General features: G+C 36.4%; 22 protein-coding genes and 4 pseudogenes. 11 read left to right on the top strand and 15 right to left on the bottom strand.

Annotated elements, in window-relative coordinates; genetic code table 11:
• Positions 1 to 613: IS5 family transposase (locus CWATDRAFT_RS16590; protein ID WP_007306104.1), on the top strand; the 613-nt coding region annotated here is incomplete at its 5' end.
• A 31-nt stretch (positions 614 to 644) separates the two neighbouring features.
• Here CWATDRAFT_RS16590 and rbsK read toward each other — a convergent pair.
• The 7 genes and pseudogenes from rbsK to CWATDRAFT_RS16560 form a co-directional block, all read right to left on the bottom strand.
• A complete protein-coding gene (rbsK, locus tag CWATDRAFT_RS16585; protein ID WP_007306103.1) occupies positions 645 to 1574 on the bottom strand; it encodes a ribokinase in 930 nt (309 codons plus the stop codon).
• Positions 1575 to 1634: 60 nt separating this feature from the next.
• Positions 1635 to 2099 carry a hypothetical protein gene (locus tag CWATDRAFT_RS16580; RefSeq protein ID WP_007306102.1) on the bottom strand — a complete coding sequence of 155 codons (465 nt, stop codon included), beginning with the start codon at positions 2097 to 2099 and terminating at the stop codon, positions 1635 to 1637.
• Positions 2100 to 2102: 3 nt separating this feature from the next.
• Positions 2103 to 2246 (bottom strand): hypothetical protein, encoded by a 144-nt coding sequence (locus CWATDRAFT_RS37320; protein ID WP_157134100.1) that lies wholly within the window; start codon positions 2244 to 2246, stop codon positions 2103 to 2105.
• A 30-nt stretch (positions 2247 to 2276) separates the two neighbouring features.
• Complete coding sequence (locus CWATDRAFT_RS31820; RefSeq protein WP_007306101.1) at positions 2277 to 2747, bottom strand: hypothetical protein; 471 nt, start codon at positions 2745 to 2747, stop codon at positions 2277 to 2279.
• Between the two features lie 4 nt (positions 2748 to 2751).
• Positions 2752 to 3516 carry a TIGR04255 family protein gene (locus CWATDRAFT_RS16570; protein WP_007306100.1) on the bottom strand — a complete coding sequence of 255 codons (765 nt, stop codon included), beginning with the start codon at positions 3514 to 3516 and terminating at the stop codon, positions 2752 to 2754.
• 167 nt (positions 3517 to 3683) lie between these two features.
• A complete protein-coding gene (locus CWATDRAFT_RS16565) occupies positions 3684 to 5426 on the bottom strand; it encodes an ABC transporter ATP-binding protein (RefSeq protein WP_007306099.1) in 1743 nt (580 codons plus the stop codon).
• A gap of 240 nt (positions 5427 to 5666) precedes the next feature.
• Positions 5667 to 6824 (bottom strand): annotated as a pseudogene (locus tag CWATDRAFT_RS16560) (ferrochelatase).
• Between the two features lie 308 nt (positions 6825 to 7132).
• Between CWATDRAFT_RS16560 and CWATDRAFT_RS16555 the strand changes: the two are divergent.
• Positions 7133 to 7666 carry a cofactor assembly of complex C subunit B gene (locus CWATDRAFT_RS16555; RefSeq protein WP_035827224.1) on the top strand — a complete coding sequence of 178 codons (534 nt, stop codon included), beginning with the start codon at positions 7133 to 7135 and terminating at the stop codon, positions 7664 to 7666.
• 76 nt (positions 7667 to 7742) lie between these two features.
• On the opposite strand, the gene CWATDRAFT_RS16550 is transcribed toward CWATDRAFT_RS16555, so the two are convergent.
• The gene (locus tag CWATDRAFT_RS16550; protein ID WP_007311293.1) at positions 7743 to 8066 is read right to left on the bottom strand and encodes a DUF3155 domain-containing protein; all 324 of its coding nucleotides are present in this window, start codon (positions 8064 to 8066) and stop codon (positions 7743 to 7745) included.
• Positions 8067 to 8303: 237 nt separating this feature from the next.
• Here CWATDRAFT_RS16550 and CWATDRAFT_RS16545 point away from each other — a divergent pair, with 237 nt between their 5' ends.
• The 6 genes and pseudogenes from CWATDRAFT_RS16545 to CWATDRAFT_RS41825 all read left to right on the top strand — a co-directional run.
• Positions 8304 to 9593, top strand: coding sequence for a GAF domain-containing sensor histidine kinase (locus tag CWATDRAFT_RS16545; protein ID WP_007306106.1), 1290 nt, complete (start codon positions 8304 to 8306; stop codon positions 9591 to 9593).
• A 57-nt stretch (positions 9594 to 9650) separates the two neighbouring features.
• The gene (gene queF / locus CWATDRAFT_RS16540; RefSeq protein ID WP_021831380.1) at positions 9651 to 10058 is read left to right on the top strand and encodes a preQ(1) synthase; all 408 of its coding nucleotides are present in this window, start codon (positions 9651 to 9653) and stop codon (positions 10056 to 10058) included.
• A gap of 240 nt (positions 10059 to 10298) precedes the next feature.
• Positions 10299 to 12878: a DNA topoisomerase (ATP-hydrolyzing) subunit A gene (gene gyrA, locus CWATDRAFT_RS16535; RefSeq protein WP_007306108.1), complete on the top strand. Its 2580-nt coding sequence runs from the start codon at positions 10299 to 10301 to the stop codon at positions 12876 to 12878.
• Between the two features lie 107 nt (positions 12879 to 12985).
• Positions 12986 to 13930, top strand: coding sequence for a GTPase Era (gene era, locus CWATDRAFT_RS16530; RefSeq protein ID WP_007306109.1), 945 nt, complete (start codon positions 12986 to 12988; stop codon positions 13928 to 13930).
• Positions 13931 to 14026: 96 nt separating this feature from the next.
• Positions 14027 to 14404, top strand: a complete 378-nt coding sequence (locus CWATDRAFT_RS16525) for a hypothetical protein (RefSeq protein ID WP_007306110.1) — start codon at positions 14027 to 14029, stop codon at positions 14402 to 14404.
• Between the two features lie 127 nt (positions 14405 to 14531).
• Positions 14532 to 14726 (top strand): annotated as a pseudogene (locus CWATDRAFT_RS41825) (hypothetical protein); the annotation flags it as partial.
• 26 nt (positions 14727 to 14752) lie between these two features.
• Here CWATDRAFT_RS41825 and CWATDRAFT_RS16515 read toward each other — a convergent pair.
• The 6 genes and pseudogenes from CWATDRAFT_RS16515 to CWATDRAFT_RS16490 all read right to left on the bottom strand — a co-directional run bounded on the left by CWATDRAFT_RS16515 (position 14753) and on the right by CWATDRAFT_RS16490 (position 19604).
• Positions 14753 to 16279 (bottom strand): annotated as a pseudogene (locus tag CWATDRAFT_RS16515) (IS5-like element ISCwa2 family transposase).
• A 125-nt stretch (positions 16280 to 16404) separates the two neighbouring features.
• Positions 16405 to 17004: a class I SAM-dependent methyltransferase gene (locus CWATDRAFT_RS16510; protein WP_007306094.1), complete on the bottom strand. Its 600-nt coding sequence runs from the start codon at positions 17002 to 17004 to the stop codon at positions 16405 to 16407.
• 8 nt (positions 17005 to 17012) lie between these two features.
• Positions 17013 to 17606, bottom strand: a complete 594-nt coding sequence (locus CWATDRAFT_RS16505; protein ID WP_007306093.1) for a TerD family protein — start codon at positions 17604 to 17606, stop codon at positions 17013 to 17015.
• A gap of 9 nt (positions 17607 to 17615) precedes the next feature.
• Entirely contained in the window at positions 17616 to 18194 is a 579-nt protein-coding gene (locus tag CWATDRAFT_RS16500) for a TerD family protein (protein WP_007306092.1), read from the bottom strand.
• Positions 18195 to 18235: 41 nt separating this feature from the next.
• Positions 18236 to 18814 (bottom strand): TerD family protein, encoded by a 579-nt coding sequence (locus CWATDRAFT_RS16495; protein WP_007306091.1) that lies wholly within the window; start codon positions 18812 to 18814, stop codon positions 18236 to 18238.
• Positions 18815 to 18851: 37 nt separating this feature from the next.
• Positions 18852 to 19604: a salt stress protein, Slr1339 family gene (locus tag CWATDRAFT_RS16490; RefSeq protein WP_042711690.1), complete on the bottom strand. Its 753-nt coding sequence runs from the start codon at positions 19602 to 19604 to the stop codon at positions 18852 to 18854.
• 199 nt (positions 19605 to 19803) lie between these two features.
• Here CWATDRAFT_RS16490 and priA point away from each other — a divergent pair, with 199 nt between their 5' ends.
• The 3 genes from priA to CWATDRAFT_RS16475 all read left to right on the top strand — a co-directional run bounded on the left by priA (position 19804) and on the right by CWATDRAFT_RS16475 (position 25752).
• A complete protein-coding gene (gene priA / locus CWATDRAFT_RS16485) occupies positions 19804 to 22296 on the top strand; it encodes a primosomal protein N' (protein WP_007306112.1) in 2493 nt (830 codons plus the stop codon).
• An 84-nt stretch (positions 22297 to 22380) separates the two neighbouring features.
• Positions 22381 to 24444, top strand: a complete 2064-nt coding sequence (locus tag CWATDRAFT_RS16480; protein WP_007306113.1) for a DNA polymerase III subunit gamma/tau — start codon at positions 22381 to 22383, stop codon at positions 24442 to 24444.
• A 30-nt stretch (positions 24445 to 24474) separates the two neighbouring features.
• A complete protein-coding gene (locus tag CWATDRAFT_RS16475; RefSeq protein ID WP_007306114.1) occupies positions 24475 to 25752 on the top strand; it encodes a hypothetical protein in 1278 nt (425 codons plus the stop codon).
• 211 nt (positions 25753 to 25963) lie between these two features.
• Here the strand turns inward: CWATDRAFT_RS16475 and CWATDRAFT_RS16470 are convergent.
• Positions 25964 to 26559 (bottom strand): annotated as a pseudogene (locus tag CWATDRAFT_RS16470) (IS1634 family transposase); the annotation flags it as partial.
• Positions 26560 to 26770: the final 211 nt, after the last annotated feature.

The following is a 26770-nucleotide window of genomic DNA, read 5'->3' as shown; positions in this document are numbered from 1 at the left end:
CAATAGTGAGGGGAAAGCAGGAAAACCAATAGAGTTTGGAGCTAAACTCTCAGTAAGCTGTGTAGATAACTATGTGTTTCTAGACAAAATAAGTTGGGAAAACTTCAATGAATCTTGTCATTTAAAAGAACAAGTAGAAAAGTATAAAGAAACGTTTGGCTATTATCCCGAATCCGTCCATGTAGATAAAATTTATCGAACTATGGAAAACAGAAATTGGTGTAAGGAAAGAGGGATAAGAATCAGTGGTCCGAAGTTAGGAAGACCTCCGAAAAATGTCAGTGAAGAAGAAAAGAAACAAGCCCACTCCGATGAATGCTTCCGTAATGCTATTGAGGGAAAGTTTGGACAAGCTAAACGAAGATTTAGCCTAAATCTCGTGATGACAAAACTCCCTGAAACCTCCATTACATCTATTGCTATTACATTTTTAGTTGTCAATCTTTCTAAACTTCTGAGGCAGTTTTTGTCGCTTTTTTTGTCCTTATTTACTAATAATAGAACAGGGGAACTCATCAAACCGCCTTTCATTAATTTTGATTATACTTTAAACAATTTTTATGTACTAAAACTTATTGATTTGTCAGAAAATTCTTGGTCAAAAGTGCCATAAATTTTGGAGAAACTTTTTCAGCAAACCCTATTTACACTGAAGAGTTATCAGATAACAACAAAGAGTGAACCACATCTAAATCAGGTAAAGCAGTTTGTGCGCCTTCTTTTGTAGTGGTTAAAGCTCCAACAATTGTTCCCCATTTCAGGGCTTCTTTTAGGCACAAACCCCGATCCAAAGCAGCAGCTATCCCCCCATTAAATCCGTCTCCTGCACCAACAGTATCGATGGTTTTAACCTTGATAGCGGGGACAAAATCTTGCTCCTTATCCGTGGCGTAAAATGCTCCTTTATCCCCCAATTTAATCACAACAATTTTGACACCTTTTTTGAGCAAAACATTAGCAGCTTTTTTGATTTCTTCTTCATTATCTAAAGGGAAACCTACTAATTTCTCTGCTTCGTTTTGATTGGGGGTAATAATATCAATTAAAGGGTATAGGCGATCGGGCAACTTTTCAGGAGCAGGAGCAGGATCTAGCATAACTGTTACCCCTAATTCTTTGGCTTCTCTAGCTGCCATTTCTACTGCCGCCAAAGGGATTTCTAGTTGTAATAATAACAGGCTAGTTTTAGAAAGAATTTTCTCTAAACGGGTGATATCAGATTCATCAATATTACCATTGGCCCCAGGAATAACAATAATGGTATTTTCTCCCGAGGTTTCTACATTAATCATCGCTACCCCTGAGAAAGTTTTCTGATCAATAAAAACTCCTTGGGTATTAATTTTAAGTGTTTCTAATCGCTTCAATAATTCTCTACCAAAACTATCACCCCCAACCCGTCCCACAAAATAGGTTAAACGCCCTAATTTTGCCGTTGCAACCGCTTGGTTTGCTCCTTTTCCCCCTGGTAAGGTAATAAAGTGATCACCGATAACCGTTTCTCCAGGTTGAGGGAGATGGGGTGTTTGGGCGATCATATCCATGTTTATGCTGCCAAAAATAACAATACTCATAATTCTTTTAAAACTAAAATTTATCTATTCCTGATTAAGTTACAATTTATTTTATCATTTTTATAATTTAATATCTTCCCAGTTTAAAGCTTCACTAAACTCACTTAAATGTTTAACATTGGTAGTAGCAATGACAATATAACGACTCGGATGTTCTTCTTTTAGTAAACGCCAATGAGCAATAATAATCATATCTACATCAAAGCTGGAATCATCTGCGGTTTTTCTTCCCCTTTGACGAGCTTCTCGCCAAACTTGAGAAGCGCACAACATCACTTCTGTTTCCAGTTTTAGGAAATCAATAGTTTCCCGTAAATCATCCAAATTATTAACACTATTATCACTCCGATTTTTATTTGTTTCTACAAGAAGACTTCTTCTAACTTCATAATCGCAAACATCAGAACTAACAACAACTCCTTTAGCTAACAAAGAATAAAGCCAGTTTTCACATAATAAAGGCTGACCCTTTTTGTTAGGATTGGTTAGTAATCCTAACACTCCTGAATCGAGAAAAACAATCATTGTTTAATCTTCAGAATATAGTTTAGAACCTTGGGGGCGAAATTGATCCATTAATTGTTTAAACCTCTCAAATTCTTCTTCTCTATGACAAGCTTCTTTATCATCAATCTGTAAAGTTTTTTGATGTCTTTCTTTTAATTTCTTCAAAGCTTTTTGATTTCTTTTTATTTGTTCTTCTCAATCCCAGTCGGGATAATTTTTAAGTTTTTCTTGAATATTTACAATTCTCTGATCATATTTTGACTCTAAACTATCTGATAAAACTTGTTTATAAGTTGTTGATAAATCTTCTTCAACAGAACAACATCCGATTAATCCACTTTCCATAAATTTATCATAAAGTGTTGGCTCTTGTGTCTTCTGTTCATTTTCAGAGATTGCTTTTTGAGCAGCAATTTTAATATACTCATCTGGTTCTTTATACTGTTTATTAGAAACAGCATAATCCTGGAAAATCACACTCCGATTTTTTAAATATCTTTGATATTTATTTATATCACCTTTTCTTTTCTTTTTATTCGTAACTTTTCGAGTTTTTGTTTCGTAAACTAAGGTCATTTTTCTATATCCAGTAGAAGCAGTAAGTTGAGGTAATTTATCAACTAAGTTTTCTTCTTTATATTTTGAATCAATAAGAGTTTGAGTCATAATGTTACCTCCATTTTTCCTGTAAATTTTCTGTTGTTAATTTCATCAAGTTATCTAGACTTTGTTCATAAACAGACATTAAACAATTACGAAGATGTGACTCATCATCAAATTCTATTTCTTCCATTGTTTGAGATAATAAGTTTAAAAACATTACGAACGACTCATCCTCTAATCTAATTTTTTGATCAGATGATATTTGAAGTATTCCCAGAGAATTAGGTAATCCTAACATGAGTTGAAAATCATACAATTTTAGCTCCCCATTAAAATCCTTAATATTGTTATTAATAAAATTAAAGAATTTAGGATTATCTTGAGGACTAAACCACTCTAAACGTTCGTCAAATATATAAGAAACAAGCAACTTATAATTATTACTATTTATTTGCATTTTTTCATCTTGTAATAAGAATCTTGAATACCAATCTTTAAAAGTATTCCACTCCGAAAGAAAATCATCTAATATACTTTTAAAATCAAGTTCATTATTATTATTGTCTGTTTTATAACTATAACCAAATCCATTATTACTGATCTGAATCAAACGGTCTAACTCAGGATTAACAAATGAAACTTTACTAACAGTATTACCAAATAAAGAGTTTTCATCTTCAAAATAACTAGGTTGATCTTCTGTCTGAGGAAATCTATCTTTAATCTTTTCCCAATATAACCCAAGATAAGCTGAAGGAAAACTGATTGCCTCAAATTCTATGACAAATACAATCTCATATATAGGTAACTTATTGAAAGCAATTTTGTTCATCCTATTAACACTAATATTACGGAAAATTAAAATAATAATGTTTCTCCACTTCTCATCCTATCACAAATTTTGATCTTCTTCAAAAATACTCAAGATTATTAAAGACAATCAATTTGTGTAGGTTTTTTAAAACCGTATATTTGTATTTATTCTCTTTTAGATTTAACCTAAAATTCTTCTGTACCTTTAGCATATTGTTGTTGATAAAACTTAGCATAACGGCCTTGTTTTCCTAACAACTGATCATGGTTTCCTGACTCCACTACTTGACCCTTTTCTAAGACCAAAATACAATCAGCACTGCGGACGGTGCTTAAACGGTGAGCAATGACAAAAACGGTACGATTCTTCATTACTCTTTCTAATGCTTCTTGTACCAACGCTTCTGATTCAGAATCCAGTGCTGATGTCGCTTCATCTAAGATCATAAGACGAGGATTTAATAAGACTGCTCTAGCGATCGCAATTCTTTGTTTTTGTCCCCCTGAGAGATTAACACCCCTTTCTCCTAACCAAGTTTGATACCCTTGAGAAAATTGACTGATAAATGAGTGTGCGTTGGCAATTTTTGCAGCATTTTCGATTGCTTCATAATCTAATTCTTCTTGGCCATAGGCAATATTTTGAGCAATAGTTCCTGAGAATAAAGTGGTTTCTTGGGGAACAATCCCAATTTGTCGGCGTAAACTTTTTAAACTAACCTCTTTAATATCAATTCCATCGATTAAAATTTCTCCATCTTGGGGATCGTAGAAACGAGGTAATAAATTAACTAATGTTGTTTTCCCTGCACCGGATGAACCTACCAAGGCTATAATTTGTCCAGGTTCTGCTAGTAAACTCAGTTTTCTGAGGACGGGTTTATCTAATTTATAGGCAAAACTAACCTCAGAAAATTCTACTTTTCCTGTTACTTGTGGCAGAGTTAAACTATTTTCAGTTTCCTTAACTGTGGGTTTTTCATCCATCAATTCAAAAATGCGATCCACCGATGCTTCTGCTTGTTTGAATTCATTATAATTACTGGTCATTAAATCGATAGGATGCAGCAAGATAGCAACCGCAGCTAAATAACTAACGAATTCTTCTGATGCTAAATTACCCTGAGAAATTTGCCATCCTCCAATAAAAAAGAGGGACATAATACTAACTGCTTGTAAGAATCCCACTACAGGATATTGGGTGGCTTTTAATTTCTCTGCCCTATATCTTGCCCGACGATTTTCTTTAGCTTCTTGTGCAAATCTTTTTACTTCATAATCTTGTGCAGCAAAAGCTTTAACCACACGAACACCACTAAAAACCTCTGTTAACAGGGCAGAAAGATTAGAAATTTGATTTTGACTACGACGGGATAATATTAATAATTTTTCACCAAACATACTCACCAAAGTAGCCATAAGAGGGGCTAAAATCAGACTAGCAATAGTTAGCTGCCAGTTTAAATAAAACATATAAGCAGGAATGACAATTAATTGCAGTACATTAGATACAAATTGATGGGATAATTTGTCTACAATTTCGCCAACTTTGTCAATATCTGCTGTTAAACGGTAGGTTAAGTCCCCTGTCTTGGCAACTTCAAAATAATCGAGTCCCAGTTTGTGTAAATGAGCATAAACTTTGTTACGAACACTTAACACCATTTCCAAAGAAGCATCGATCATAAAGATATTTTGCCCGTATTGAAAAATCCCCCGAACTAAAAAAGCTAAAGTTCCTAAACCCAACCAATAAGCAACTTTTTCTAGATTACCTTGTCCAATATTTAAAGAAACTTGTCCTGCTAAATAAGGTAAAGCTAATGTCACTAAAACAAAGCCTAAAATACATAAAAACCCTTTTAATAATGACGGCCATTCTGTTAATAAATAAGGTAACAATCGCAACCAATTTGATCTTTTTTTCATTATAATTATGAATTTAGCAAAATTAAGTGCATATTATAACATAAAAATGCTCATAAGATCCTGCTGTTAACGGGGGGTTTAAAGGTAAATTGAAAATATACTTGATGCAGTACAAGCATCGGCCTGTAGTAAGTCCTTTAGGACTTTCAAAGCTTCTCATTATCAAGGCTAAAGCCAAGACTTACGAACTTGTAAAAATAGGAGTAAACTATTCAATTTTACCCCTATTTCTAAGCTCAATTAATGATGATGATGATGTCCATTCCCATGATCATGATGATGATGGTTAACATCTAAATTACCCACTGCTAAAGTAGGATTAACCGTTAAAGCTTCTGCTGATAATAACTCTCCAATATGCTTATCTGCCCATTGTGCAGCCATTTCGCAAAATTATGGTTCATCATTAACACAAGGCATCTGTACATAAGTAACATCGGAATTTTTCTTATGTAAACCATGAATAATGTGTTCTACATCTAAGAGAGTTTCATGGTTTTCTGTCGCAAAACCAATAGGCATAAATATAATTGCCTTGGCCCCTAATTCCATGAGATTTTTAGCAGCTAATTCTGCATTAGGTTGTGTCCATTTAATCAAGGGAGTTTGATGATTTAACCAACCCACAGAAATCAAAGGATAACGATGAATCAATCTTTCTCTGACTAATTCATATAATATCTGACTTTCATCAATTCCTGATGTAAAACCTTTCGCTTCGTGGGGACAACCATGATTTAATAAAATAATTCCAATTTGAGAAGGAAGGTATTTATCGGTTAAATCTTTCTTGATTTTTTCTTCTACTAATTTAGCCATTAAATCTAAGTAGGTAGGTTCGTTATAAAAAGAGGGAATATAACGTAAACCTTTTAACCAATGAGCATCTCCCTCTGATAAAGATTCTAAAGCACTATTAACCTGCTCAACAGCAATGCCACTGGTAAAAATAGAGTCCACCACTAACAAAGGATAGATTAATATTTTCTCAAATCCTTGGGATTTAATTTCCGTTAAAACTTGTTCTGGTAAAAACGGTTTACAGAAGTTAAATGCTTTAAAAACTTGAATGCGATCGCCCCATTTTTCTTGTAAGCTCTTTTCAATAGAAGCCCGTTGATGCTCGAAAATATGATTATGAGGGGAAACGAAATGATCGTGTTGATGTTGCCATTCATGGAGGTCAAACATAGCTAATAACTTAGCTAAAGGAGGATAGATCCATGTGGGAACTGGTGCAAATTTTGCCGTTAACAAATTTAAAGCTTGTTCATTATAATTGGCAAAATCTTCATAACTTTCAACTTCACCGTAACCCATCAACAAAACCGCCACGCGATCGCTTTTATTGGTTCCCTCAATAGGGTGAATGTGTTGTCTATCTGGCGTTGCGACCATATTTGTTACCTCAATGATAGTTTAAAACGAAAGCAAGTATGGGGTGGATATTTCCTAAACGCTCCCTAATCCTTAGTATAAAATACCTTCCCCTGGGGGGGGACATAATTTGAACTCTGTCTTAATAATATACTGTGGGGAGAGGGGGAGACGGGGAGACTGGGAGACTGGGGAGGGTGGGGAGTCAAGGAATTTTAATGTTTAATCGATCCAAAGAAAAATCTCTATGATGACTGTCACTCTAACTCAGAGTTACGAGCCAATGCTAGGATTAACGTAAATAATTTAAGATTTCAAGGTTTAAGATTGTGAATATGCCCATTTTAAGTTCAACCTTTTTCCTCACCCTTCTGTTGATGGTAGGGTTATTTTTCTTTATTCGCGCTTCGGTTAAGGACCGCACGGAACAGGTTCAACTCATCTCAGAAGTCCCCAAAACCTCTTTATTGGAGCAACTTAAGGACTATTTTAAACAACGGGCTTACAACGTCACCTCCTCTGATGCCGCTCAAGATACTATGACTTTTGAAGGTTTAGTTCGCCCAAGTTGGTTTTTAGCAATTTTTCTCAGTATATTAGCAGCATCAGGATTTTTTTGCTTAATATTAGTTTTATCCTTTCTTTATCCTGCTCTAACTCCCTTATTTTTTGCCCTAGAACTTTTGTCCCCCATCGCTGGAATTTTTTACTGGAAAAAAGCCCGAAGAATGGAAACTGTTTCTTTTTCCCTGGAAAGTCTCAACCAAGAGGGATCACAGCCAGGTAGTATCTTAACTTTAACCGCCCATCGTGACGAAGTGATCCAATTAAAACAAACTTTCCCCCTCAAATCGGCCAATTGAGATATAATAATCAAGCGAACAAAAATCCCCCTAGATGGCAGTGGGGGATAAGGTTGTTTTCTGTGTTTATTCGTCGTTAACCAGTGAAAGCAGGAGTCTTTGTTTGTGTTTTAGGCACTTGCGGCTGGTATTCTTTGAGACTGGGGAAGAGAAAATGGTTTTCTTCAACGTATTGTGCGCCAAATAAACCTTTCTCTGCCCAAAAATATCTATCAGTGGTGTGTTCGTTTCGTCTAACAACAAGTAAGGCCGGGGGTTCTATCCCAATGGCATGAATATATTTCCTAGCGGCAGTTACTGGTTTATCTTCGCCGCTTTCGATATTATACTGGGGTACAAGCTCGAGAATCTTCCGTCCTTCCTGGCGACGACGACTTTTCCGTTTGCGCTTTCTTGCCAACCTCATTACCTCCTGTTTGGACTACTTTATTGTAGTCATAGTTACAAAATCCGAGGTCATTATATCCCTTTAATTTCTAAAAATCAAGCATTGCTTACACAATCGTTAATTTTGCATAATCCTTTCTATCCCAGGCCAGAAGTGCTATTGTGGAATTTATTATTACTCAGTACCCTGAATCTCTGTTATAAAACTTAATTTTTTGTAACAAATGTTAACATATAGCCTTTTTTCCTTATGTTTTCTGCCACTGCTAGTATCCCTGATCCCAGTCAAGACTTTATAGCTTTATGTCACTCTCAAGCGAGGTTATTAGCCACTGCTTTGCAAGCAGACTGGAGTGCAGTTTATTTAACCTCAGAAGAAGAGGGTAAGGCAGTTAATTTAATTCCTGTGCTGATTTATCCGTTGAGGGAGACTATAGAAAGGCCAGGAGAGCAACCCACTCAGTTGAGGGAGGGTAAACAGGAGATAAACCTATCCAACTTATCTAAGGGTTTGCCCACTAATCTCGATCGCTCTTTGATTATCCCAGAAAATGAGAGAGTTGAGGCCAAAGATTATCAGATTGTCTTACCTTTAGTTTATCAAGAGACTGTTTTAGGGGTCTTGGTGACGTATAGAGAAGCCTATCCCTGGCAACCAGAAGAATTTAATCAAGTTCAGCAAATAGCGGATACTTTAGCCATTGCTTGTTTATTGGATCAGCGTGGAGAGTGGTATGAGAGACAACTGCAACGACAACAGTTAAAACAACAGCAGGAACGAGATCGCCTTGATGATCTCTTTCATCAAGTAAGGAACCCTTTAACCGCCTTAAAAGTGTTTGGTAAACTATTATTAAAGCGTTTGGGGGGCGATGAACAGAGTAGTTCTATTGTTAAGAATATAGTACAAGAAGGGGAGCATTTACAAGACTTAATCAAAGATTTTGAGAGTTATGAAAACTCTCTCATTAATGAAGAAGAAGTTATCACCTTAAACACGGAATCTGTAGATATTTCTGATAATTTATCTTTCTCTTTACCTGCTTCACAGTCTTTAACTTTAACAGAAGTTGATGTTTGGGATATCTTAGAAACAGTTCTGATTTCTGCGGAGTCTATTGCTGAGAATAAAGGGATTAATTTACGAGTTGATAAACCTAAACATTTAGAACCAATATTAGGAAACTCCTCGTCATTAAGAGAGGTATTTAGTAATCTAATTGATAACAGCATCAAATATACACCTTCATCGGGTAAAGTTACAATAAAATTGGGTTTATCTAAAATAATTGATGATAAAAAATATCAAGGAATTTTAATTGAAGATACAGGTTATGGGATTCCTCTAGAGGATAAAGAGCATATTTTTGAAAGGCATTACAGAGGAATTCAGAGCAAAAATGATATTTCAGGAAGTGGTTTAGGATTAGCTATTGTTAAAGAATTCATAACTAAAATGGGAGGATTAATTGAGTTATTTAGCCCAATTTTAGACAATAATAGAGGTGCAAGATTTATTGTTTGGTTAGTTAGTAATTGATCAATTTGGGTACAAAATGCTATATTAGAATTGATGAAATTATTGTAAATTATTGTCATGACAAAGGCTAAAAATAGTGAAAACTCATCAATGAAATACGGGGAACGGGAAATTGAAGCAGGAAAACTAATTACTTTTCCCAATCCTCGTATGGGTCGTTATTATACAATTAATGTTACTTTACCAGAATTTACTTGTAAATGTCCTTTTTCTGGTTATCCAGACTTTGCTACCTTACATTTAACTTATGTTCCCGATGAGAAAGTCGTGGAATTAAAAGCCATTAAATTGTACATTAATAGTTATCGAGATCGCTATATTTCCCATGAAGAGTCCGTTAACCAGATTTTAGATGATTTTGTGGCAGCTTGTGACCCATTAGAAGCAACATTAAAAGGTGATTTTAATCCCAGAGGAAATGTTCATACTGTCATTGAAGTGACCCATAAAAAGAACCGTTCATAAATAATGAACAATGGGCAATAGATGATAGAAATTTTGGGTAATTTTAAGAGAAATTAAGGGAAAAAAGTGATCCTTTCTAGAAAAGATTGATTAACTCAAGAATTAAAGCTCCATTTATCCTTCCTTTTGTGCTAAAATGTAGGGTGGTGAGCGATAAAAATAGACTGATTAAAATAAATATTCGGCTTTTTTTGTCAAAAATATAAGAAAATCATCCCTGTTAACGGAGTTAAGACACTTATGACCATCCCTCAAGATAGAATTATCCCCACAGACTTGAGTAATGAAATGTCCCGTTCTTATTTAGAATACGCCATGAGCGTCATTGTGGGACGAGCATTACCCGATGCGAGGGATGGTTTAAAACCAGTTCATCGTCGCATCCTCTACGCCATGTATGAACTAGGTTTAACTCCAGAGCGCCCCTTTAGAAAATGCGCCCGTGTTGTTGGGGAAGTGTTAGGGAAATATCACCCCCACGGTGACACAGCGGTTTATGATGCCTTAGTGCGTATGGCCCAAGACTTTTCCATGCGCAGTCCACTCATCGAAGGACATGGGAACTTTGGTTCGGTGGATAACGATCCCCCCGCAGCCATGCGTTACACAGAATGTCGTCTGCAAGCTTTATCAACCAACGCCCTACTCAGGGATATTGAAGCAGATACAGTTGACTTTGCCGATAACTTCGATGGCTCGCAACAAGAACCCATTGTTTTACCTGCTAGAATACCGCAATTACTGCTCAACGGTTCCTCTGGTATCGCTGTGGGAATGGCTACCAATATTCCACCCCACAACCTCGGAGAATTAATCGACGGAACCATTGCCCTTATCCATAACCCAGAATTAACAGAAAAAGAACTAATTAAAATCATCCCTGGCCCCGACTTTCCCACAGGGGGACAAATATTAGGGCGATCTGGTATCCATGACGCTTACCTCAGCGGACGGGGTTCCATTACCATGCGTGGTGTAGCGGAAATAGAAACCATAGAGCAACGAGGCCGCCCCGATCGCGAAGCCATTATCATCACTCAACTACCCTATCAAACCAATAAAGCAGCTTTAATTGAACGTATCGCCGACTTGGTTAACGATAAACGCATCGACGGCATTTCTGATATTAGGGATGAAAGCGATCGCGACGGAATGCGGGTGGTGATCGAACTGAAACGAGACGCTTACCCCAGAGTTGTCCTTAACAATATCTATAAACAAACCCCCGTACAAGGTAATTTTGGGGCGAATATGTTAGCGTTGGTCAACGGGGAACCCCAACTGCTGACAATAAAAGACTTTTTACAAGTTTTCTTAGAATTTCGTGTCGAAACTATCACCCGTCGCACCCAATACGAACTACGGAAAGCAGAAGAAAGGGATCACCTCTTACAAGGGTTACTGATCGCCCTCGATAACCTCGATGCCGTCATTCAACTCATTCGGGGGGCTGCTGATACCACCACCGCTAAACAAGAATTAGTAGAACAGTTCGGACTCTCTCCTGTGCAAGCTGATGCTATTCTTCAGATGCAACTGCGTCGCTTAACCGCCCTAGAAGCTGAGAAAATACACGCAGAACACGAAGAACTACAGCTAAAAATTGCCGATTTAAAAGATATTTTAGCCCGACGGGAACGTATCGAAGCCATTATCGAAGAAGAATTAGCCCAGATCAAAACAATTCATGCTACCCCACGACGCACCGAAATTGTCCACGACGACGGGGAAATAGTTGATACTGACCTTATTGCTAACGAACAGGCTATTATTCTCCTCACAGAACAGGGTTACATCAAACGGATGCCTGTGAGTACCTTTGAGGCGCAACAACGGGCTACTAGAGGGAAAGCAGCGGCCAAGATAAAAGAGGATGATGTGGTAGAACACTTTTTAACCTGTTGTGACCACGATCAAGTCCTATTTTTCAGCGATCGCGGGGTTGTCTATGCAGTCAATGCTTATCAAATACAGGCAGCTTCTCGAACTGCTAGAGGTATCCCCATCGTGCAGATGTTACCCATCCCCAAAGATGAGAAAATTACCTCCATTGTTGCTGTTAGTGAGTTTAGCGACGATGTCTTCTTAGTGATGTTAACCCGTAACGGTTACATCAAAAAAACCGCCCTCTCTGCCTTTAGTAATATTAGAACTAATGGACTGATTGCCATTTCCCTTGGAGACGGGGATCAACTGCGATGGGTGAGACTGACAAGGGAAGAAGATAGTATTATTTTGGGAACCAGTAACGGGATGTCCATTCATTTTCAAGCTGATAACCAACAACTGCGACCCCTGGGACGGGCAACTAGAGGGGTTAAAGCCATGAAACTCAAAAAAGGTGATGAGTTGATTAGTATGGATATATTGACGGCTCAAGTTACCGCAGGAATGGCGTATACAGAGGAAGATGAAGAGATTTTAGACAACGAGAATGAAGAGTTAACGGAAGAAGAAACCACTGCTGGTCCTTGGATCTTAGCCATTACTAATGGGGGTTATGGGAAACGGGTTCCTATTTCCCAGTTTCGTCTCCAAAAACGTGCCGGAATGGGAGTTCGGGCGATTAAGTTTAAATCAGACAGCGATTGTTTAGCTTCCCTGCGTGTAGTCAATGCAGAAGACGAATTAATGATCGTTTCTAACCGAGGGATTATTATTCGTCAAGCGGTGGACGCTATTTCTATGCAGTCTCGCGCTGCTACTGGGGTGAGGGTACAACGGTTGGATAGTGAAGATGCGATCGCAGCAGTTGCTTTAGTTCCCCCGGCCCCCGAAACAGAAGGAGAAGAGGAAACAAAAGAGACAGTTGAGGAGTAAATAAAAATATTCCGTAGGGTGGCTTAGGTGTGGGGTTAATTTTGATAAATAACTAATTATTGTTTATCCACACCGTAACCCACCAATTTAATGTCTGAAGTATTATCATGAATGACAATCTAAACCTAAGTAATTTACCAACCATTCCCGTTGCACCAGAAGGCTTTAAATCTGGATTTGTAGGAATAATAGGCCGTCCTAATGTGGGAAAATCAACCCTAATGAATCAATTAATTGGACAAAAAATAGCTATTACTTCCCCCGTTTCTCAAACCACTCGTAACCGACTGCGAGGTATTTTAACCACAGAAAAAGCCCAGATTATTTTTGTAGATACTCCAGGAATCCATAAACCCCATCATAGCTTAGGAAAAATTATTGTTAAAAACGCTAAAACTGCTATTAATGCTGTTGATATTATTTTATTAGTAGTCGATAGTTCTACAAAATCAGGAGGAGGCGATCGCTACATAATTGATCTTCTAAAAACAGTTAATCAACCAATTATTTTAGGACTTAATAAAAGTGATCAACAACCAGAAAACTATCAAGAAATAGACGAAAGTTATGCTAGTCTAATTCAAGACTATAATTGGCCAATACTAAAATTTTCTGCGCTCACAGGAGACGGTTTAGAAAACCTACAAAATAGTTTAATTGAACAATTAGATTTCGGTCCTTATTATTATCCCCCCGATCTAATTACCGATCAACCAGAGAGATTTATTATGGGAGAATTAATCAGAGAACAAATATTACAAATGACTCGGCAAGAAATTCCCCACTCCGTGGCCATTGCTATCGAAAAAGTAGAAGAAACCCCCAAAGTCACCAAAATTTTTGCTGCTATTAACGTCGAAAGAAACTCCCAAAAAGGGATTATGATTGGGCAAAAAGGGAGTATGCTAAAAGCGATCGGTACTGCCGCCAGAGAACAAATTCAAAAGTTAATTGCAGGAGAAGTGTATTTAAAGCTTTTTGTTAAGGTTGAACCCCAGTGGAGACAGTCTAACCTCCGTCTAGCAGAATTTGGCTACCGAGTCGAGGAATAATTTTCCAAAAAAGATTCCCAGAAATTATAGTTTTTTGCAAAACACTGGGTACTCTAAGTCCAAGAGGCACTCATCCCCAGCTGATAGGACCCAGTCATGAACAGTCGTTATTCTAACCCAGATCAATTTACCGAAGAATCTTTTGATGAAGATATTGCCCAACTCTTTGATGACTTGGGCGAAGACTCAGGTTTTCTAGAATCTGAGCAAGAATTAGACGAATTAGCCGATTTGTTTGAAAAAGACTTATCAGCAACCTCATGGGACGAGGAATCTAAACCTGCGAAGGAAAGTCCCACCTTATCCTCTTTGCCATCGGATGAGGAAATTAGTGAACTTTTCAATGATGACATAACCTGGGAAGACGATCACGATGGCCAAGATGAGACATCAGAAGCAGAACTGGTTAACCTCTTAAATAAAGTCTCAGAACCATTTTTTAGCACAGCCAGCAAGGGAAGGGGTTTTAGATGAGGCTACCGTTGCCGAGTTAGCAGCCTTGATCGCTGCCCCAGCTAAAGTAGAAGAAAAATTTACAGCCACTACCGCACCTGCGGTCTCATCTCCCGTTACTGCCGTTTCCCAAGAGTCAGATGGGGACATGGATGATGATTTTGGAGAGCTTGTCGCCCTGCTCAAAGAAGCAGACGGAATGGGGGGACCGCCTACCATTGCCCCATCTCCAGGAAAACGCTTTGCTGGGGGATCTACAGCCCGCGTCACCAATACAAAAGCCTTTGAACAAACCATGCGGGTTCCCATCAGGCAACTTGATAACCTCAGTAATTTAATTGGGGTTTGCTGAAAAAGTTTCTCCAAAATTTATGCCACTTTTGACCAAGAATTTTCTGACAAATCAATAAGTTTTAGTACATAAAAATTGTTTAAAGTATAATCAAAATTAATGAAAGGCGGTTTGATGAGTTCCCCTGTTCTATTATTAGTAAATAAGGACAAAAAAAGCGACAAAAACTGCCTCAGAAGTTTAGAAAGATTGACAACTAAAAATGTAATAGCAATAGATGTAATGGAGGTTTCAGGGAGTTTTGTCATCACGAGATTTAGGCTAAATCTTCGTTTAGCTTGTCCAAACTTTCCCTCAATAGCATTACGGAAGCATTCATCGGAGTGGGCTTGTTTCTTTTCTTCTTCACTGACATTTTTCGGAGGTCTTCCTAACTTCGGACCACTGATTCTTATCCCTCTTTCCTTACACCAATTTCTGTTTTCCCTAGTTCGATAAATTTTATCTACATGGACGGATTCGGGATAATAGCCAAACGTTTCTTTATACTTTTCTACTTGTTCTTTTAAATGACAAGATTCATTGAAGTTTTCCCAACTTATTTTGTCTAGAAACACATAGTTATCTACACAGCTTACTGAGAGTTTAGCTCCAAACTCTATTGGTTTTCCTACTTTTCCCCTCACTATTGGACGAATATGCGGTTGAGTTAAACTTACAATTCTTTGAGGAACACTCTGGGTCTTATTCTCCCACATTGACTGTTGTTGTTCATAAACTTTTTTGATAGTCTCTAGACAATTTTTCTGTCTTTTACTCAGATTTTCCAGGGAAGCCCCAGCTTGAATTAAGTCTTCTATATTTCCTAAATTTTTCTTAAGGTATTTTAACTGTTTCCCGATAGCTTTTCTTCTTTCTTGATAAGATACTTTTCGTTTTTTAGCTACTTTTAAGTATTCCTTTCTAGCAATTTTTCTAGAAGTTCTCGGCTTTTTTCTCAATTTTACTCTTAATGGTTTATAAAGATTATCTATTATTCTTTCTGTCTCAATTCTGGCTTGATTTAATATGCCTAAATCCGTTGGGTATTTGATGTCTGCTGGCGCACAAGTCGCATCTAAAATTAGTTTACCTTTATTTTTTATTTTTTCTCCTTTTTCTTGGAGACAATCCTTTTTTTTTACTTCTTTATCACTCTTGTCTATTTCTCTTTTTACTATTTTTTTATTGATTTTGTTTATCAATTCTCCATCAATTCTTTTCCTAAAATGAACTAGCATTGAAGATTCCAGTGGTGGCTCTTATTGATAACAATTTAAACCTATAAAGTATTGTAGATAGGGATTTTCTCTAATCTGTTCTATATTTTCTCTATCACTTGTTCCTAATTTTTCCTTAATAATTAATGTCCCTAATGCCATTCTAAATAGTTTGGCTGGCGCACCTTTTTCTGCTGAAAAAAGTTTAGCATATTCTTCCTCAAAATCATCCCAAGGTATCAACTCTGCCATGATTACCCAACGATTATTGGGGGACAATTTGCCCTCGAAAGGTAATTCAAATTTTTCTGGGGGCGGTAAAGGTTGCTCCTCTTTTCGATACATTTGTTCTTGACCAACAACTGGGAGGTGTTTCTACCAATTATAGCGGTTTGTAGCCGACAAAGCTGATCTTTTTTGCGATCGCGAATATGGGTGTAACCTTTTAAAGAATAGGGTTTTGCTTTTATTCAGCAAACCCTACTTAACATAACTTGTCCTAACAAATAATGATGATCTTGAGTTGTTAAGTCGGAATTATTAGCAAATTCTTCTCGTTGTTTAGGGGAATAGAAGTGAATACCCCCAGGAGAAAACGGGACAGAATCGGAAGAGTCAAGTCGGGTATAGTCCACCAGATAAAATTGTCCCTCGGGTTTTAAAACACGAGAAACTTCCTTAAAAACTTGTTGTGGATTGGGGTAATGTAGAAAGCTAATAGTGTTAAATACCGCATCAAACTGTTTGGTAGCAAAAGGAAGACATTCTGCATTGCCTTGGGTAAAAATCAAACGAGGATGATGCCAATTAGTTTCCCTCGCTTCCTTCAACATTTGAGGGGATAAGTCCACTCCTATTCCCTTTAATTCAGGAAAATTTTTGGCTAAACGATTTAATAAGCGACCGGTTCCACAACCTAAATCTAACACAGAGGAAGGATGAGGTAAACTCAGATAGGATAACAATCTTTTGTGTAGGGACTGATAGAAAATAGTGGTAAAAATTAGATCGTAGTTTGGGGCCCATTTATCAAAAAAAGAGGCTTTTTTCTCGAAAATTTCTTCACTCATTTCCTTATCTAATAATACTGGTTGGTAATTTCTTGTAATCCGTTGACCATGAAACCCTTACCCACTGCCTCCATTTTCCATTCTTCTTGATCACGGTAAACTTCAGCCAAAATCATCCCTGTTTTTCCACCATATTCTTCTCCTAAAAGACTGTAACGGGCGATTTCTTTATTATCATTGAGATTTACTAGGCGAACAAAGGCATTTTTAACCTGTCCAAAGCTTTGTTGTCGTTGTCTAGCTTTGTAAATGTTAACAACAAAAACTAACTTGAGAATATCATCAGGAAGTCGTGTTAAATCGACTAATATTTGTTCGTCGTCTCCGTCTCCTTCTCCTGTTAAGTTATCTCCTTGATGAGTAATTGCTCCTGATGAATGCTCCAGGTTTCTATAGTAAACCACATCAGATTTACTCTTTAATTTATCTTTATTGGTTAAACATAAAACAGACGCATCGAGATCAAAATCATTGGCTTTAAAAAGTCCAAAAAGCCCTTTCGATTCTGAGACATCCCACCCCAAACCACACATAACTTTAGTGAGTCCTGGAGCTTCTTTTTTAAGGGAAATTCGTTGTCCTTTTTTAAGATTAATTGCCATTATTTTCTCCTAGTTATAGTAACGATTTAAGATTGCTTGTAAACCTCCTTGATAACCGGAGCCTACTGCACTCATGCGCCATTCTCCATCCTTTTTGTAGATTTCTGCAATAATTAAGGCGGTTTCTATGGAATATTCTTCCGTTAAATCGTAGCGTAATACTTCGTTTTTGGTTTGTACATCAACCAATCTTACAAAGGCATGTTCTATCTGACCAAAGTTTTGTTGTCTTTTATCCGCTTCGTGAATAGTGACAACAAAAACTAATTTTGTAACATCATCGGGAACCTTCGTAAAGTTAACTAAAACAACTTCGTCGTCTCCTTCTCCTTCCCCTGTTAAATTATCCCCCATGTGTTCCACGGAATGATCGGGATCGGGACTTTTTAAGTTGTTATAAAAAATGAGATGATTGTCAGAAATTAACGTTTCGTTTTCTCCCAATAAAAATACAGAAACATCGAGATCGTAATCGTTGCCAGTATCGACTTTTTTGACATCCCATCCTAACCCGACAAAGGCTGCTTTTAGCCCAGGACTTGCTTTTTCTAAGGAAATTCTTTGACCTTTACTGAGTGAAATTCCCATATTTTTTTTCTTGATTTCTTGTTGTTTTTGTGCTAGTAACTTTAGTTAGAGTAACGGTTAAGAATGGCTTGTAAACCTCCCTGGTATCCGGAACCTACGGCAGTCATCCGCCATTCTCCATCTTTGTTGTATATTTCTGCGGTAATTAAAGCAGTTTCTATGGAGTAGTCTTCTGTTAAATCATAGCGTAAAATTTCTGCTTTGGTTTGTACATCAACCAATCTTACAAAAGCATTATCAATTTGTCCAAAGTTTTGACTTCTTTTGTCTGCTTCGTGAATAGTAACCACAAAGACCAATTTTTTAACTTCGTTAGGAATCTTGGTAAAGTTGACTAAAACAACTTCGTCGTCCCCTTCTCCTGCTCCGGTTAAGTTATCTCCCATGTGTTCCACGGAATTATCGGGATCAGGACTTTTTAAGTTATTATAAAAGATGAGATGGCTATCAGATAGTAATTTCTCATTTTCTCCTAATAAGAAAACAGAACAATCGATATCAAAATCTGTTCCTGTATCGACTTGTTTGACATCCCAACCTAACCCAACGAAGGCTGCTTTTAGTCCAGGACTTGCTTTTTCTAAGGAAATTCTTTGACCTTTACTGAGTGAAATTGCCATAATAATTAGTCGATTACTGATAATAATTGAAACTTAACTAAGAGGAAGCATTGAGAACAGCTAAATACTCCATAGCAGCCTCTAGGCGAGATGGATAGCTACGGGAGAATGATTCAAACCATAGCCCCTCATCAGAGTATTCGTCTAAATTTTCTAGCCATTGCTTGGCTTGACGAGTCAATAATTTTTGCTGCTGTTGCTTTCTCTGTTCAGTATACCGTATTTCTTCCTGATTTTGATGAGTGATAGTTTCTGATTGTTGCTCTTGTTTTTGTTGAAATTGATCTTTAAAATTGTGTAAATTTTCGTTAAACTTTGGAGTATTTCGAGCAACATTATGCTTTTTGACTTCCTTCTTTTGTTGTTGGAAGTTAGACTTAAGTTGTAGTAAGCTTTGGTTTAATTCTGCTTTATTTTTTTCAAGAGTATCTGGGGAATATTTTTCTTTTTGCTGTTGAAAGTTAGACTTAAGCTGTTCTAAATTTTCGTTAACTTTTGGTTTATTTTGCTCAATATTATTATGTCTATATTTCTCTTTCTGTCTTTTCAAGTTAGACTTGATTTTTTTGATATTTTCATTCATTTCTGGTTCGTTTTGATGAAAATCATTTTGTTCAGGTTTTTCCTTTTGTTGTTGTAATTCCGACTTAAAGCGTTGCAGTAGATTATCTGTTGAGTTAGGTTGATGATTAGATTTATCCATTGATTCTTTCTTTTTATTGCTGTGTTGATCTTTAATTTGGTTGATTAAGTCATCAATATTAGATTCTTGTTGAGGTTTATTAATCATTTTTTGTTGAAAACCTGTCATAACACAAAGTCTCCTATTATAATATCAATCAGAGTTTTGATTTATCTCTGTCTGGAAAGCAGATGCGATCGCCCACAATGTTTAAACTTGTGCTTATCAAAAATTAAGGCTCGTCACCCCTATTATAATTTCGTGTTAAGTTTAAGGGTAGTCGATGTAATAGAACGTTGCAAAGTATATGTCTATGTTTTCTGGAAGTTTGTTAGTGGCCGAACCGAGATCCTTCTATATTGTAGAACCTTCTTCCCCTCAATGGATCGAAGTTTTGGTCAATTCTCCTTGGGGACAAGAGTTATGTATTTATAGTATTTCTCCTGATTTAATGGTACAACCTGGAGATATTGTGAGTGTACCTTTTGGAAAACAAATTATGGGAGGAATTGCCATTAGATATGCTAATTCTATTCCTGAATATCTCAATCATGATCAAGTTAAAGCGATTGATGATGTCATTACATCGGGATTTTTTACAAAAAATTATTTTCAATTGTTAGAGAGAGTTGCTAACTATTATTGTACGGACTTAATAACTGTTATACAAGCGGCTTTACCACCTAAATTATTAAGTAAATCTCAACAAAGAATACGCTTAAAAATCGATAATATTCCCCCTGGGGCAGAAACATTTTGCTCTCCTGCTGCTGCTAGAATTTTAACCTTATTACAGGAACAAAAAGATGGAGATTATAGTTATACATTCTTAAAAAATAAGGTAAAAGGCTCTAGAAAAGCCATTAAAGAATTACGGAAGAGAGACTGGATAGAAAGTTATTTTAAACCTCCTGAACCTCCAAAAGCTCAGTTGAAAAAAGTAGCTATATTAAACAGTTACTTTGCTAAAGATATTTCTAAAAGACATCAAGAAATTTTACACTTTATAAAAAGTAAAGGAGGAAAAATTTTAGTAAGTGAGTTAGTCCAAAAAGCTAAAACAACGACAAAAACCATACAAAAATTAGAAGAAAATGGTTACATAATCATTGAAGATCAAGAAGTATTGAGATTAGAACAAGGTATTGATGATATTAGGGATCAATCAAAACAGCTTAGTCAAGATCAAGAACAAGCATTAGAAGTTATTAATAAGTTACAAGGTTATGGAGAAATTTTATTACATGGAGTAACAGGATCAGGAAAAACAGAAGTTTATTTACAAGCTATATCCCCTTTATTAGAACAAGGAAAATCTGCTTTAATTTTAGTTCCTGAAATTGGATTAACACCTCAATTAACAGATCGATTTCGGGCGAGATTTGGTGATAAGGTTTTTGTATATCATAGTAATCTATCAAAAGGGGAAAGATACGATACTTGGCGACAAATGTTACCTGGAGAACCTCAAGTTATTATTGGTACTAGATCAGCCATTTTTGCTCCTTTACCCAATTTAGGTTTAATTATCTTAGATGAGGAACATGATTCCAGTTTTAAACAAACCCAACTATCCCCAAATTATCACGCACGAACTGTTGCTAAATGGCGAGGAGAATTAGAAAATTGTCCTGTTATTTTGGGATCAGCTACCCCCTCTTTAGAAACCTGGTTATCTGTTAATTATCCTCCATCTTCTTCTGTTAATTCTTACTATTTATCCTTACCTGAAAGGATAGGATATCGTCCTTTGCCTCCTGTAAAGATTGTTGATATGAGAGATGAATTAAAGCAAGGAAATCGCTCTATTTTTAGTCGTCCTTTGCAGGAAGCATTGAGAAATTTAAAAGAGAAAAATCAACAGGCAATTTTATTTGTTAATCGTCGCGGACACAGCACTTTTGTATCTTGTCGTGTCTGTGGATATGTAATGGAATGTCCTGATTGTGATGTGTCTTTATCCTATCATTATACCCACGAAGGAGCGACACAATTATTAAGGTGTCATTATTGCAATTATACCCAAATTCAACCCCCAAAATGTCCCGAATGTAACTCACCTTATTTCAAATTTTTTGGTAGTGGAACCCAAAAAGTTACTCAAGCATTAGAGAAAGAATTTCCTGAATTAACATACATAAGATTTGATAGTGATACTACCCGTAACAAAGGTTCTCATCGTCGCTTATTGGAGCAATTTTCACGGGGTGAGGCTGATATTTTAGTGGGGACACAAATGCTAACCAAAGGGTTAGATTTAGCCCAAGTTACCTTAGTAGGTGTTGTCTCTGCCGATGGGTTGTTATATTTATCAGATTATCGGGCAGCAGAAAGAGCATTTCAAACCTTAACACAGGTGGCAGGAAGAGCCGGAAGAGGAGACGAACCAGGAGAGGTTATTATACAAACTTATTCCCCTGAAAATTCTGTTATTCAAGCAGTTAAGAAACATGATTATCATCGTTTTATTGATGAAGAATTACCCCGAAGAGAAGAGTTAAATTTCCCCCCTCATGGACGTTTAATATTAGTACAATTAAGTGGACTAGATGCCATAGAAGTAGAAAAAACAGCAGAAAAATTAGGGGAGCGTTTTCACGAAACCATAGGCTTAGATTGTGAAATATTGGGACCAGCACCGGCCAGTATTATGAGGGTAGCAAAACGTTATCGCTGGCAAATTTTATTGAAATTTTTACCAGAAGCTAGGGTAATTATTCCTGATATGAAAAATTGGTATAAATTATGTCCTAATTCTGTTAGTTTAAAAATTGATATTGATCCCTTACATATTAATTGAAAATTAGGTATAATACAAATGTTTTGAATCGATCTAGAGTGGGGTCAGGCATAATAGAAGATCCCCGTGTCACTTGCTTAAACCATGTCATCCTATGAACCTCTCCATCATAAATATCGCCCACAAACCTTTGCCGACTTAGTGGGACAAGAAGCGATCGCCACCACCTTGAATAATGCGATCGCCAGTCAACGCATTGCCCCGGCCTATTTATTTACAGGGCCCAGGGGAACAGGAAAGACCTCCAGTGCTAGAATTTTAGCAAAATCACTCAATTGTTTGGCGGTTGAGGCTCCCACTGCCTCACCCTGTGGTGAATGCGAGGTGTGTCGGGCGATCGCTAGGGGTTCGGCCTTGGATGTGATTGAAATAGATGCGGCCAGTAATACAGGGGTGGATAATATTCGAGAAATTATTGAGCGATCGCAGTTTGCCCCGGTACAATGTCGTTATAAAGTATATGTCATCGATGAATGTCATATGTTGAGTGTGGCTGCTTTTAATGCTTTATTAAAGACCTTAGAAGAACCGCCAGAACGGGTTATTTTTGTTTTAGCAACCACCGATCCCCAACGAGTTTTACCTACTATTATCTCTCGCTGTCAACGGTTCGACTATCGCCGTATTCCTTTAGAAGCGATGGTCAGCCATTTAACAGTAATTGCTCAAAAGGAAAATATAGAAATTGAGCCAGAAGCCTTAACTTTAGTGGCACAAATTGCCAACGGCGGCTTAAGGGATGCGGAAAGTTTATTAGATCAATTAAGTTTATTATCAGGAAGTATTACATCAGAAAAGGTTTGGGATTTAGTAGGGGCTGTTCCCGAGAGAGATTTATTATCTTTATTAAAAGCGATCAATTCTAATAACCCAGAAATTGTCATTGAATCTTGTCGTAAATTGATGGATAGAGGTAGAGAACCCTTAGTAGTTTTACAAAATTTAGCAGGGTTTTATCTTAACTTATTAATTGCCAAAACTGCCCCAGAAAGGTCTGATTTAGTTGCCGTAACTTCCACAACTTGGGATGATTTATGTACGGAAGCGAACCAGTGGCAAACCGAAACCATTTTAAGGGGTCAACAAAAGCTTAAAGAAAGCGAAGTACAGTTAAAAAATACTACCCAACCTCGTTTATGGTTAGAGGTTACATTGTTAGGTTTACTCCCCCAAGCTTGCACCCCAGAAGTTATTATTCAGTCATCCACTATTCCAACTCAAACTAAGAATAATATTGAATCCAAAACAACGACATTACAACCCCAACAACCCAGGTCAAAAGTTGTTGAAAATTCAGGAAAAGAACAACCTAAAACCTTATCTAAACCACCTAAAACTGTTATAAATACACCAGAAACATCCATTAACAATGATGATCTAGATTTAGATCAAATTTGGCAATTAGTTTTAGGAAAACTCGTACCATTTATTTCAGCATTAATTAAACAATATGGTCATTTAATTAGTTATAAAGGTACGGTGGCAACTGTAGGAATGAAGAATAAGGAACTCCTAAAATTAGCACAGGATAAAGTCCCTCAAATTGAGTCAGCTTTTCAAGAAGTTGTGGGTCACAAAGTGAAGGTTAATCTACAAGTTAGAACCGCCTCTAAAATAGCAAATAAATCCCATAATCCTCCTTCTACTACCCCAACAGTTCCTTCACCAAATAACCATAATAACCCTGTAAAAGATAAAAAAAAAATAGATGATGATAATAAAGTTAATCTGGATAAGAAACCTACCATTAATTTAGAAAATAATAATAATGGACAAAAACAAGTAATTGAATCTGCTAATATTACTGAAGCACAATCAAATGAAAATATTTTTGATGATGTTGATTTTTCTGATAATAAAATACAAGAAGTAGCAGAGCAATTTGCAAAAGTCTTTAAAGGTGAGATAATTGCTGATCATGAAGATTTGATTCATGAAGAGGAGAATTTTAAAAATCATAAATCTGCTGCAAAAGATGATATCGAATTATCCAATCAAACTCTGGAAGAATTGACAATAGAAGAAGAAATAGATAATAATGTTAACAGTGATAACCCACAGGATAAAACCGAAGAAACCAGTATTAATGCTCAGAAAATAATAGGAAGACCAAAAATCACCAAAAAAGAAGAAGAGTTAGAATTTTAAATTACTTCATTATATTAGGAAATCAAACCGATGAATAAAATCAACTATCTAACTGTTACCCTATTAATTGGACTTATGACTTCTTGTCAATTTCAAAATAATCAATTTGTTGAAGAAGAATTGATAACGATATCTGAAGCAGGTAATAGTACAAAACCTGCCAGTTGGGACTTTGACCCAACCGTCGACAATTATGATAATAATTCGCTTTTAGACTTACGTTATCTCAATGAAAAAGTAGCAGGAGAAACAGGTTTTATCCGTCTATCGCCTAATAGAAAAGACTTTGTTAAAGGTGATGGCACTTCAATGAGATTTTGGGCAGTTAATTCTGATGTTTGGAAGAAAGGCTATCAAGAATTAAAAGATAATGCTCGTTTTTTAGCAAAACGAGGGGTTAATATGGTACGTTGGCACGGTCAAATTATTGCTAAAACTGATAATAATGCCCTGAAAAATATTGATGAACAGGCCCGTCAACAACTTTGGCAATATGTAGCAGCGATGAAAAAAGAAGGGATTTATTTAACCATATCTCCCTATTATGCCAATGCTGTAAAAAACCAAGAAAACTGGCAAATTCCCCGTGATAGTGAAAAATTGAGTGGTTTATTATTTTTCGATCCAGAGTTACAAAAAGCATATAAAAATTGGCTAAGAGAGTTATTAATACCTGTGAATCCCTACACATGTATTCCTTTAAAAGATGAAGCAGCAATCGCTATTATCCAACTACAAAACGAGGACTCTTTATTATTCTGGACATTTAAGAATTTGAAAGGGCGAGATTTAGAGTTATTGAGTAATCAATACCGTGATTGGTTAATCAATAAATACGGTTCTCTAGAAGAAGTGATCAAAGAATGGAAAAATGTTTCCATTAAAGGGGAAAATATAAAAGCAGGGAAAATAAAATTTTATAGTATCTGGCATTTAACCAAAGAACAAAATCCCAATAGTGGGACAGGGAAAAAATACGCCGATCAAATCCAATTCTTAACCGAAACTATGTACAATTTTAATCAAGAAATGAAACGTTTTTTACGTGAAGAAATTGGTGCCAAACAATTAATTAATGCAGGTAATTGGAAAACCGCCGATCCCATTAAATTAAACGATGCAGAACGCTATTCTTATACAGCAACAGAAGTGATAGGAGTGAACCGTTATTATAATGGTGGAATTCATGAAGGAAAATACTCAGATTGGGCAATTGTTAATGGAGATAAATTTACCAATCGTTCCGTTTTATTGAATCCTTCTTCCTTCCCATTAAACCCAGATTCCGCACTTCAAAATGTAGTATAAAAAAATACATAGTTTTAAAAAGTCCGAAAATCATACCTGGGCAAGAATATTTCTCTTTTCATTAAATTTTTAGGAAAAATAATCAAATTAAGAAGATTTATACTCATTGAAAACTTAGCAAAACTCAGCACAAACGAAGGAGAGTTTCCTCTTCTCATTTGATATCATTAGACTCTTATTCTTTTATTATTTTTGCTTTATCCAATTCAATTTATAGATAATATCTTTCACAAGATGCAGGTAATAAACTCAATATAAAACGCCTTTCTTCTGTTAAATTGACAATTTGTTTAACTCCGTTTAAAATCACATAATGAATACCTTGAAAACATTGAAATATCCACCTCAAAGTCGGACGCAATGTTACTTTCCCTACTTGATTATTTATTCCTTTTTTGACTCTTTTTAAACAATTTCTTAATTCTCTTTGCCCCAAGTTATAAATCAACAAACACAAAGACATTAAAAATAAAATTGTTTCTATTCTTTCTGGTTTTTCAACGAAGAAACTATCAGTAAAAAATAAGGGATCTTTCAAAAATCGAAATCCTCTTTCCGTAGATTGCTGGTTTTTATAAGTTATCAGAATTTCACTAGCTTCTAATTTATTTTCCTCTACTAAGTTAGTTGCTAAAATAAATTTTCCTGCTTCTTTAGTCTTTCTACTTATCTCTTCATCTTTTTTGATGATCAGACTAATCATTCTATAATCTTTTCCTTTTTTTTCGAATAAGTTTCAATCAGTTCAACTTCTTTTATTTCCACCATATTCCATTTTCTATTAATAGCTCTTAATTTATATCCGAGCAATCGAGGGATGTCCAACTCTCCGCATTGGTTTCTTCTAGAAATTCTGCGGATCCTCCCCTCCTGGGCAACGTGTCTCCCAGTCTTCCACATACCTGTCGCGCTTCTCCTCCAGAAATGTACCACGTCGCTGTTGCCCCCCAAGGAGAATCTCTTCCCGGGGAATCTCACAAGGCACCCGGTTGGACCACCCATATGTCCCACCAATGTG

Origin of the sequence: Crocosphaera watsonii WH 8501, assembly GCF_000167195.1 — a bacterium.
Lineage (GTDB): Bacteria > Cyanobacteriota > Cyanobacteriia > Cyanobacteriales > Microcystaceae > Crocosphaera > Crocosphaera watsonii.
Note: the sequence above shows the minus strand (reverse complement) of the source record. Positions and strands in the feature narration are given on the sequence as shown.